The 10,608-nt window shown below is 38.8% G+C and carries 5 protein-coding genes and 4 pseudogenes; 7 read left to right on the top strand and 2 right to left on the bottom strand.

The features are described from left to right. Both AB1279_RS24380 and AB1279_RS24375 read right to left on the bottom strand, forming a co-directional pair. Window positions 1–102, bottom strand: a pseudogene (locus AB1279_RS24380) ((2Fe-2S)-binding protein); the annotation flags it as partial. Window positions 103–174: 72 nt separating this feature from the next. After that, entirely contained in the window at window positions 175–1,851 is a 1,677-nt protein-coding gene (locus tag AB1279_RS24375; protein WP_429761580.1) for a sigma-54 interaction domain-containing protein, read from the bottom strand. 357 nt (window positions 1,852–2,208) lie between these two features. On the opposite strand from AB1279_RS24375, the gene AB1279_RS24370 reads away from it, so the two are divergent. From AB1279_RS24370 to AB1279_RS24340, 7 genes and pseudogenes are all read left to right on the top strand, one after another. After that, complete coding sequence (locus AB1279_RS24370) at window positions 2,209–3,384, top strand: NAD(P)/FAD-dependent oxidoreductase (RefSeq protein WP_429757952.1); 1,176 nt, start codon at window positions 2,209–2,211, stop codon at window positions 3,382–3,384. Beyond that, window positions 3,381–4,419, top strand: a pseudogene (locus AB1279_RS24365) (proline racemase family protein). The gene AB1279_RS24370 and the pseudogene AB1279_RS24365 overlap by 4 nt, the downstream one beginning before the upstream one ends. Beyond that, window positions 4,416–5,369: a proline racemase family protein gene (locus AB1279_RS24360; protein ID WP_429757954.1), complete on the top strand. Its 954-nt coding sequence runs from the start codon at window positions 4,416–4,418 to the stop codon at window positions 5,367–5,369. The pseudogene AB1279_RS24365 and the gene AB1279_RS24360 overlap by 4 nt, the downstream one beginning before the upstream one ends. An 82-nt stretch (window positions 5,370–5,451) precedes the next feature. Further along, window positions 5,452–6,348 (top strand): 4-hydroxy-tetrahydrodipicolinate synthase, encoded by an 897-nt coding sequence (gene dapA / locus AB1279_RS24355; RefSeq protein WP_429757955.1) that lies wholly within the window; start codon window positions 5,452–5,454, stop codon window positions 6,346–6,348. A gap of 46 nt (window positions 6,349–6,394) precedes the next feature. Continuing rightward, a pseudogene (locus AB1279_RS24350) lies at window positions 6,395–7,880 on the top strand (aldehyde dehydrogenase family protein). A gap of 550 nt (window positions 7,881–8,430) precedes the next feature. Further along, window positions 8,431–9,683 (top strand): annotated as a pseudogene (locus AB1279_RS24345) (APC family permease). A gap of 349 nt (window positions 9,684–10,032) precedes the next feature. Then, entirely contained in the window at window positions 10,033–10,536 is a 504-nt protein-coding gene (locus AB1279_RS24340) for a DinB family protein (protein ID WP_429757958.1), read from the top strand. Window positions 10,537–10,608 lie beyond the last annotated feature (72 nt).

Below are 10,608 nucleotides of genomic sequence, written 5' to 3'. Positions count from 1 at the left end.
TAATTCTCTTGCTGTGCATGTATGTTGATCTGCCGTTTTCTGAAGTTGTCCGTAAGTAACTTCTTCACAGCGGCAAATCACAATGCTCTCTTTGTTAACCATTTGAATTCCTCCTCGACAGTCTTTCATAAAAATATTATGCAAAAAATGTGCCAATGCAGAGGAGGAAGAGGATTAATGTAGGCCGAGCCGCTTCAAACGATTGTATAAAGTGGCTCTTGTGATACCAAGTTGTTTCGCGCACTCTAATTTATTTCCATCTAAGATCTGTAACGCTCTTTCGATTACTTTTCTCTCGTGTTGATCCATTTCTTCTTGTAGTGATAAGATGGTTGAATCATTTTCTTGAAGTACATTAGATACAGTCTTTGGTGTGTTTTCAAAGTTGATACTATTTGGATGAAAGGGTAAATACTCTCTTTTTATTACGCCATCTGTTGCAAATACGATGAGCCGTTCTATGACATTGCGAAGTTCGCGAATATTGCCAGGCCAATCATACCGAAGCAGTTCATGCATGACTTCTGGAGGAAACTCATGAATTGGCCGCTGATAGCTCAAAGAAAAATCATGTAAAAAGTAATGGGTTAATTCGATAATATCTTCTTGCCGCTCTCTTAAAGGAGGGATGTGCAAACTGACTACGTTCAATCGGTAATATAAATCTTCACGGAATTGTCCTTTTCTCATTAATTCTTGTAAATCGCGATTTGTAGCAGCGATGATACGGAAGTCGATATTGATTTCTTTTTCTCCACCAACGCGATAATATTTCCGCTCCTGCAGCACGCGTAGGAGTTTTACCTGCATTTCGAGCGGCATTTCACCTACTTCATCAAGAAATAATGTACCGCCTTTTGCTAGTTCTATTTTTCCTTTTTTTCCTTTACTATCGGCACCAGAGAAAGCACCCCGTTCATATCCGAATAGCTCACTTTCAAATAAAGATGCTGGTATCGCGCCGCAGTTAATTGAAATAAAAGGTGCTTTCGGCATTTCACTTGCCTCATGAATTGCTTTCGCAAACACCTCTTTTCCGACACCGCTTTCGCCTAATATGAGAACAGTGGATTTAACAGAACATACTCTTCTAGCTAAATCCACTGTTCTTTGCAGGGTGGTACTTTTTCCTTTAATAGATTGAAATGGATCAGATGAATCCTTATATTTTGCTACTTCTTGTTCTAAACGGTGTACTTCGTTGGACATATTAAATAATTTCTCATTCAGTACGACTTGATTTGTGATATCCGTTTCTGAAACGACTGCCCCGATAATCTGACCATTAAAATAAACGGGATTAGAGTTGATTATGACAAACAAATCAGACCGAGGCTGATGGTGCTGTCCTGCAATACTTTTCCCTTTATGCAGAGATTGCAAGATTTCTAGATTTTTATAGTCGAAAAAATCCGTAATTGGTTGGCCGATTATATTTTCCCGCTTGACTGAAAAAATTTTTTCTGCGCCTTCGGTCCATGTGCAAACATGCTCGTTATCATCAATGACTGTGACTGAAGAATCTGTTGTTTGAATGACAGTTTCATAAAATGCTTTTAATTGATTGTAAGAGTTATGAAGAAAATGGATCATTTGAGCGGCTGTTATACAGCCTATTGGATTTTTGGTTGTATCAAGAATAATTGCTGTGGAATGCTGATTAAACGCCTCAATCAAGGTGAAGAATGGATCATCTTCATATACGATTTTGCATGGGAAATCAAGCGTTTCTGTTGTTGAACGATAATAAAATTCACCGTTTTTCTGTTCAATCTGATGTTTATCGAACGGTGTATCGATTAGAAGATGTTTTATTATTTCTTTTACTGACGGTAATGAAAATATAGTGATCCTCCTCCTGCGCTGTAAAAAATGATTAACACTGTAAAAAAAATTATACACCAATTAGCTGAATGTTTAAAATATTTAAACAGAAAATTTCATTCTATGAAATGAGAGTAAAACTGCTGTGTTTAGAAATTGAGGAACTGAATCAGGAATGAATCCTGGTGATAGGAACAAAAATTTGAAAGCACAAAAGTAATTTCTTTTCCCTCTGAAATTTTCCTGTTCGATGCGAGTCGCCGTCACTTGCACCGAACCGTCAGCCGGGATGAAGTAATAGTCCATTGTGATAGTTTCACATGAATTGGCACACGAATTGCATTTTAGATAATGAGGCCATTTCATCGAGAGGAGGAATGTGATGTGAAACATTGTGACGTGTTAGTCATTGGCGGGGGAATTATTGGCTGTTCGATTGCCTACTATGTTTCTAAGTATGGAAGAGATGTAACGATAATTGAAAAAGGGGAATTTGTTAGTGGCACGTCTTCACGATGTGACGGCAATATTTTGGCGATTGATAAAGACCCGGGTTTTGATAGTCAGATGTCGTTGTTTAGTCAGAAATTAGTGGATGACTTAAGCAAAGAATTGGAGTATCCATTTGAATATCGAGCACCAGGAAGCATCCTTGTTTGTGAGTCGGACGAGGAGATGGAAGCGGCACAGAAATGGGTGAATCGTCAAAAAGCTGCCGGTTTACCATTTCGAATGCTTGACCGGCAGGATATTCGGCAGGAGTCCCCCTTTTTTGCAGATGATTTATTAGGTGGGCTAGAATGCGCCACTGATTCTACGGTTAATCCTTATCTCTTAGCTTTTTCACTTTTGGAAGACGCAAAAAAACTAGGAGCTAAAGCTTTCAAGCATACAGAAGTAAAACAAATGAAAAAAGAAGAAAGTGGTTCATTTACTGTAGAAACGACAAACGGAGTTTTTACTGCGGATCATGTCGTCAATGCGGCAGGAGTATGGGCGCCTCGAATAGGAGAGATGCTTGATCTTTCCATACCAATTGAACCAAGAAAAGGGCATATCATCGTTGCCTCAAGGCAGCAGCATGTAGGATCTCGAAAAGTAATGGAGTTTGGTTACTTAATTTCTAAGTTTGGTGGAAAGCGTCGTGTTGATCCACTCACTGAAAAATACGGAGTAGCTCTTGTCTTTGAACCAACGGAAAGCCAAAATTTTTTAATTGGGAGCAGTAGAGAATTTGTCGGCTTTCATACGAAAGTAAACAATGAAATCATTAAATGTATTGCTAACCGGGCAATCCGCTTTTATCCGAAAATGGCAGATATGATGGTGATTCGTTCATATGCAGGATTAAGGCCATGGACGGAAGATCATTTGCCAATCGTTTCACGTGTGGATAAAATTCCAAATTATTATATCGCGGCGGGACATGAAGGGGACGGAATTAGCCTCGCAGCAGTAACTGGGAAAATAATAGAAGAACTCATTAATGAAAAAGAAACATCGATTCCCGTTGCTCCGCTTAGCTTTAACCGATTTACAGAAAGGGTGTTGAGCAGATGAGGGCACAAAGAGTCTTTACAACAATTGATACACATACAGGCGGGAATCCAACGAGGACACTGATTAGCGGGCTTCCTAAGTTAGTTGGAGAAACAATGTCAGAAAAAATGCTCCATATGAAAAAGGAATATGACTGGATTCGCAAACTGTTAATGAATGAACCGCGCGGCCACGATGTCATGTCTGGTGCTTTGTTAACGGACCCTTGCCATCCAGAAGCAGATATTGGTGTGATTTACATAGAGACGGGCGGATATTTGCCGATGTGTGGACATGACACGATTGGTGTGTGTACAGCGTTAGTTGAATCTGGATTGATTCCCATTCAAGAACCGGTCACTTCCTTAAAATTGGATACACCTGCCGGGCTCGTCGAAGTGGATATCGCAGTAGAAAATGGAAAAGCAAAAGAAGTGTCTTTTTGTAATATCCCAGCATTTCTTTTAAAACGTGTTTCCATTGATGTCGAGGGAATTGGGCGTATAGATGCTGACATTGCGTATGGCGGGAATTTTTACGCAATCATTGATGCAAAATCAGTTGGATTGGATTTACTTCCAGAGAATGCTTCTAACATAATCGAAACAGCAATCAACATTAGAAATACCATTAATGAAAAAGTTGAAATCGTTCACACCGCAACATCCGTTTATTAAAGGGTTAACTCATGTTGAATTTTTTACTGAACCAACCCATGAGGAAGCAGATGTGAAAAATACAGTTATTGTTCCCCCGGGAGGAATCGACCGTTCCCCGTGTGGAACGGGTACTTCTGCAAAATTGGCTGTCCTATATGCCAATCAAGAAATTTCAATTGGCGAAGAATTCGTTCATGAAAGCATTGTCGGTTCCTTATTTAGAGGACGCGTATTGGAAACAACAGATGTGGAAGGTACCCAGGCTGTGGTGACCAAAATTGCGGGATCAGCTTGGTTAATGGGGATGCATCGCTTCTTCTATCACGAAGAAGATCCGCTTAAAGAAGGATTTCTGCTCATTCCCCCTATGGAACATGAAACGGAGGACGTGAAATGAAAATTCAGAAGACGTATTCAACAACAGATGTACACGTAGCTGGTCAAGCGTTTCGTGTTATTAAAGATGTGCCGTTCATTCACTATCAAAACTTGGAGCAGCTGAATGAGCAGTTTATGCATGTGTTTGCGGAAGAAATCTATCTTTTGTTGAATGAACCGCGTGGATTTGCTGGTTTAAATGGTTGTCTTGTTGTTCCGACGATTAATGAAGAGGCTGATGCCGCAGTATTATTTTTCAATCATGAAGGAACGGTTCCTCTTCATTACGGGGGCATCGTTGCTGTGATTACAGCTTTATTGGAATGCGGTCATTTAAAGCCGAGGGCGTCAAGTGAATATAAAATCGAAACGGTCAGCGGTGTGATTTCCGTTACCGCGATGATGGAGAATGATGAAGTAGTTTCAGTAGTGATAGAAAGTGAATCGTGTCAAATAGTCGAAACGAATATCCCATTGTCCGATCCACATTTCAATACACAGTTCACCCTCGTGCAAGCTGATCAATTATACGCAGTGTTTGAGAAAAGTGATATTTCTGCACAGATTCGTGTTGAGGAGCTTTCTGAACTAAAGAGATGGGGAGAAACAGTGCTTCAAGCTCTCGAATCAAAAATGCCAATAAAGGGCGTTATTTTAATGGATGATTCTCATTTAGAAGAAGGGCGAATCAAAACAATTACATTCCGCACCGACCGGTATGTTGTTCGTTCTCCTGGTTTTGGATCGACGATGGCGTGTTATACAAGCTTGCTTTCTAAAGGGAAGGTGTGTATAGAACCACCATTTGTAAGTGAAAGCATTTTTGGCAGCACTTTGACGGTACAAGGAGTGAAACAAACGGAGAGTGGATACAAGTTTATTTTGAAAAGCCGTGGTTTTATTACAGGAATGCAGATGTTTGTATTAGATCCGACTGATCCTTTATCTGCTGGATTTTTACTAAAATAATCAAATTGTAGTCGTTTACTAAAGTTATTGTGCTTGCTAGTGATAGCAAAAAAACTAAAAAAATATTAAGGGGGAAATAGAAATGACAACAATTAGAGGAGCTTATCCAGTATTAATTACTCCGATGAATGAGGCGCAGGAGATTGATTGGGGCGGTGTGAAAAATAATGTGAACTACTTCGTAGATCAAGGGGTTGCAGGTATTGTAATCAACGGCAGTACTGGAGAGTTTGTAAGTTTATCAAAAGAAGAAAAGTTCCAAATGGTTGAAACAGTATTAAAAGAAGTGAACGGCCGCATTCCTGTTATTGTGGGAACAGCTGCTGAAACGACAAAAGAAACAATTGAATATACGAAACAGGCGGAAGCACATGGTGCAGATTGTGCGCTGATCATTAATTCTTATTATTGTAAACCGAAAGAGGAAGAAATTTATTTCCACTTTAAAGAAGTCTCAAATGCAGTGAATGTACCTATTATGCTGTACAACAATCCTTTTACATCTGGCGTTGATATGAGTACAGAGCTGATGCTGCGAATCGGAAAAGAATGTGAAAGAGTTACTCACATTAAAGAATCAAGTGGGGATATTCGCAAAGCAAGAGATCTTGTCAGACATGGCAAAGGGGATATTGAAATTTTCTGCGGTTCAGAAGATTTAGTGATGGAGTCTTATTTAGTTGGAGCAACAGGCTGGATTTCTGTTGCAGGCAATATTGTGCCAAATCTTGTTACGAAAATGTTTAATCATTTTCAAAAAGGTGAGCTAAAAGAAGCTTGGGCAATCAATGACAGCATATTACCGCTTTGTACATTCCTTGAAGGATCAGGAAAATATGTGCAAATTGTTAAGCGGGCAATGGAATTAAATGGACAGGCAGGAGGTCCTTCTCGTTATCCTCGTTTAGGATTAACGCTTGAGGAAGATCAAAAGTTGAAAGATATTTTAGCTACTTTAACTGCCGTTTCACATGTGTAAAAAGGCATAGCACTGTACAAATAAAAAATGAAAAGGTGAGTGGAATATGTTAACAGCACAAATAGAATTAAAGCCGAGAGTGAAAGCTTTTTTAGAAGGAACTATTGAACTTTTTATCGATGGAAACTTTGTACCAGCTACAAGCGGTACAAAGTTTGAAACGTATAACCCAGCGACAGAAGAAGTTCTTGCTTTCGTAAGTGAAGCAGGGGAAGAAGATGTTGATTTAGCGGTGAAGGCTGCGCGCCGGGCATTTGAAAAAGGGCCATGGCCTGAACTTAGTGCGGCAGAAAGAGCACACTTAATTTATAAGCTGGCTGATTTAATTGACGAACATAAGGAAGAATTAGCTCAATTGGAAGCATTAGATAACGGAAAGCCGTATCAAGTAGCATTAGAAGACGATATTCCAGCAACAGTGGAACATTACCGTTATTATGCTGGCTGGGCAACGAAGATTCTTGGTCAGACGACTCCGATTTCAAAGGATTATTTAAACTATACACGTCATGAACCAATTGGTGTTGTCGGCCAAATTATTCCGTGGAACTATCCATTAGTCATGGCTGCGTGGAAAATGGGTGCAGCACTTGCGACAGGATGTACAATCGTATTAAAACCTGCTGAACAAACGCCGTTATCCCTCTTATATACAGCGCAGCTTTTTAAAGAAGCTGGCTTCCCGGACGGCGTTGTGAATTTCGTTCCTGGATTTGGCCAAACAGCAGGTGCAGCAATTGTAAATCATCATGATATCGAAAAAGTAGCTTTTACAGGCTCCACAGACACTGGCAAGTATATTATGCGCCAAGCAGCTGAAACGATTAAACATGTGACGTTAGAGCTTGGGGGAAAATCACCAAATATTATTTTAGAAGATGCGAATATAGATGAAGCAATTACTGGTGCTTTTAACGGTATTATGTACAACCATGGTCAAAACTGTAGTGCAGGATCCCGTGTGTTCGTTCATAGAAAGCACTATGAAAAAGTCGTAGAAGAACTAGCGAAACTAGCAAACAATGTAAAGCTCGGTGCAGGAATGGAAAAAGGAACTGAAATGGGACCTCTTGTTTCCAAAAAGCAACAAGAGCGCGTGTTACGTTATATTGAAAAAGGAAAAGAAGAAGGAGCAAGAATTGCAGCTGGCGGTGTGAAGGCATTTGAAAAAGGATACTTCGTTCAGCCAACCATTTTTGCGGATGTTACAGATGATATGACAATCGCAAAAGAAGAAATATTTGGTCCAGTAGTTGCAGTTCTGCCGTTCGATACAGTTGAAGAAGTCATCGAAAGAGCAAATAACACTCCATTTGGACTCGCTGCAGGTGTATGGACAGAAAACATTAAAACGGCACACAAAGTGGCGAATCGCTTAAAGGCCGGAAACAGTTTGGATTAATGATTACAACTTAGAAGATGCTGCTGCTCCATTCGGTGGTTATAAACAATCGGGCATTGGGCGCGAAATGGGCTCTTATGCACTCGACAACTATACAGAAGTGAAGAGCATTTGGGTGAACTTGAAATAAAGTGAAACTTCCATCAGCGGGGGGCTTCATCCCCCACTGATGGAAAGCTCTCACCAATCGAACTGTCCATCTTTTTAATTAATTTTATTGGAATTTCTAAAAAATAAAGCGTTTACATCAGGTGAATCTTCAACCAGCAGTAGGTTTGGAATTTCCGCACTGTTTGAAAGCTTGATGTATAAGAAAAACGGAACATATGATTTAGGGAGCAGCCATCATTAGCGTTCCTTATATTAAACTTTTATAGAAAATTTTTCTTCATATATGCTGTTCTTCTATAAAATTATGAAACAATGGCAATAGTCTAATTTTAAAATACTGAATATTAAGAAAATATAAGATTGAAAGGGGAGAGATTAAAGTATGGCAAACAAAGGCAAGTTTAAAAGAGAAATATCACTATTGGATTTAGCCTTTATTGTTTTGGATCTATGTTTGGATCAGGATGGTTGTTTGCTGCTAGCCATGTTTCAGGAATAGCAGGTCCAGCGGGAATTATTTCATGGGTAATTGGTGGAATCGCTATTTTTTTTATTAGGACTTGTATACTGTGAACTTGGGCATCACTTCCAAGGGCTGGAGGAATTGTTCGCTATCCTGCTTATTCACATGGTCCTATACTTGGATATTTATTAGGATTTATTACCCTTATTGCATTTTCAAGTTAATAGCAATTGAAGTAGAAGCGGCTAGGCAATATGCTGCAGCTTGGTGGCCGAGCTTGACGAAAGAAAATTCTACTTTGCCGACTATAAGTGGATGGCTTATGCAATTTGGGTTGCTCGTCATTTTCTTTCTGTTAAATTATTGGAGCGTAAAAACATTTGCTAAATCGAATTTAATTATAACCATCTTTAAATTTTTTGTACCAGCACTAACAATCATTGTATTGTTAATGCATTTACATGGTGATAATTTTTCAAGTGCTGGTTTCGCGCCGTTTGGATTTTCTGGTGTACAAGCAGCTATTTCTGCAGGCGGTGTTATTTTTGCTTATTTAGGACTGACACCTATTGTATCAGTTGCAAGTGAAGTGAAAAATCCACAAAGAACGTACCAATTGCTCTTATTTTGTCTGTGATCTCTTCATTGATTGTTTATGTTCTTTTACAAGTTGCTTTTATTGGAAGTATTCCAACTGAAATGCTTAGCCAAGGTTGGGCGGGAATTAGTCATGAATTTAGTTTACCATTTAAAGATATTTCCGTTCTGTTAGGATTAGGGTGGATGGTCTATTTTATCGTTTCCGATGCCATTATATCACCGAGTGGAACGGGGAATATTTATATGTCCGCTACCCCTCGTGTTGTATATGGCTGGGCTCAAAGCGGAACCTTATTTAAAGTATTTTCTAAAGTTGATGAAAAATCAGGCATACCAAGACCTGCACTTTGGCTTACATTTGTTCTTTCTGTTTTCTGGACATTACCGTTTCCTTCATGGGAAGCATTAATTAATGTTGTTTCTGCAGCGCTTGTATTAAGTTATGCTCTCGCACCGATTACAACGGCGGCGCTTAGAAAACGGGCTCCTGAGCTAAACCGTCCGTTTTGGGTAAAAGGGATGTCAATCATTGGACCACTTTCATTTGTCATTGCATCATTAATTGTTTATTGGTCTGGTTGGAAAACACTTTCTTGGTTATTATCTTCACAAGTTATTATGTTTGTAATTTATCTATGTTGCAAAAAATGGGCACCAACTTCACAAGTATTCTTTTGCCCAGCAAATCAAGTCATCGTTATGGCTCGTTTTTTACTACATTGCCATAATGGTTGTGTCATACTTCGGTATGTTTGGTGAAGGAAAGGGATATTTAACGAATTCAACAGATTTGATAGCGGTTAGTATTGTTTCCTTGATTAGCTATTACTGGGCGGTTCATACTGCTTTACCTATTGTAGATTTGGATGACGAAGATGAAGTGGAAAGCACTGATTATTTACAGATAGAGAATACTACAATTAGTAAATGACATCTAGTTTTTGCGAAAAATAGAACCGTAGAAAAGGAAGGAGCGTCTAGAGAAACGCTTCTTTTTTTCTGAATTTACCGACAATTAGTGGTATAATCTGGATAAGTACGGTTACTATAATCATTTCCTATATATTTTGTGTTTTGGTGGAATGTAGGGAAAAGGGAGATGTGAAATATGATAAATTCCACATTAGAAATGTATGACTACCATGTATGGGCGAACCAAAAAATGATTGATCGATTAAAAGAACTGTCCCAGGATGTTTACACCAAGGGAATGCAGAGTATTTTTCCTTCTATATCAAAAGCGTTATCTCATATTTATCTCACCGATTACTTATGGTTAGATGTGATTTCTGGTAAAAGTATGAATGAAGCATTTGAATTAGTAAATCAATTAATAGAGCAAACAGAGTCAAAAAGTATTGAGGAAATAGAGAGCAGCTTTTTCGATTTATCGAAGAGATATAAAGCCTTTCTGAGTGTTCAGGAAGATATAGAAAAAGTAATTGTAGTTGATAATCCATATGCTGGTTTACTTACAACTTCTATTTCTGAATCTATATTACACGTTGTTACTCATGGATCTTATCACCGCGGTAATATCGCAGCTATGTTACGACAACAAGGTCACGCTTCCGTTATGCAAGATTACGGTCTTTATTTATATAAGAAGTAATCATCTATTAGGGAAAATGAGTACCTTTATTTTGTATTTAGCTTGTAATGTAGAAGAAAGGGAGAAATGAAT

The organism is Bacillus sp. S14(2024), from assembly GCF_050473785.1.
Lineage (GTDB): Bacteria > Bacillota > Bacilli > Bacillales > Bacillaceae_G > Bacillus_A > Bacillus_A yunxiaonensis.
This window is presented reverse-complemented; position numbering and strand designations above follow the sequence as displayed.

What these genes read in the sequence shown, in the direction of transcription:
- dapA (WP_429757955.1), top strand. Translation starts at nt 5,452, where the DNA reads ATGACAACAATTAGAGGAGCTTATCCAGTATTAATTACTCCGATGAAT.
- AB1279_RS24340 (WP_429757958.1), top strand. Translation starts at nt 10,033, where the DNA reads ATGATAAATTCCACATTAGAAATGTATGACTACCATGTATGGGCGAAC.
- AB1279_RS24360 (WP_429757954.1), top strand. Translation starts at nt 4,416, where the DNA reads ATGAAAATTCAGAAGACGTATTCAACAACAGATGTACACGTAGCTGGT.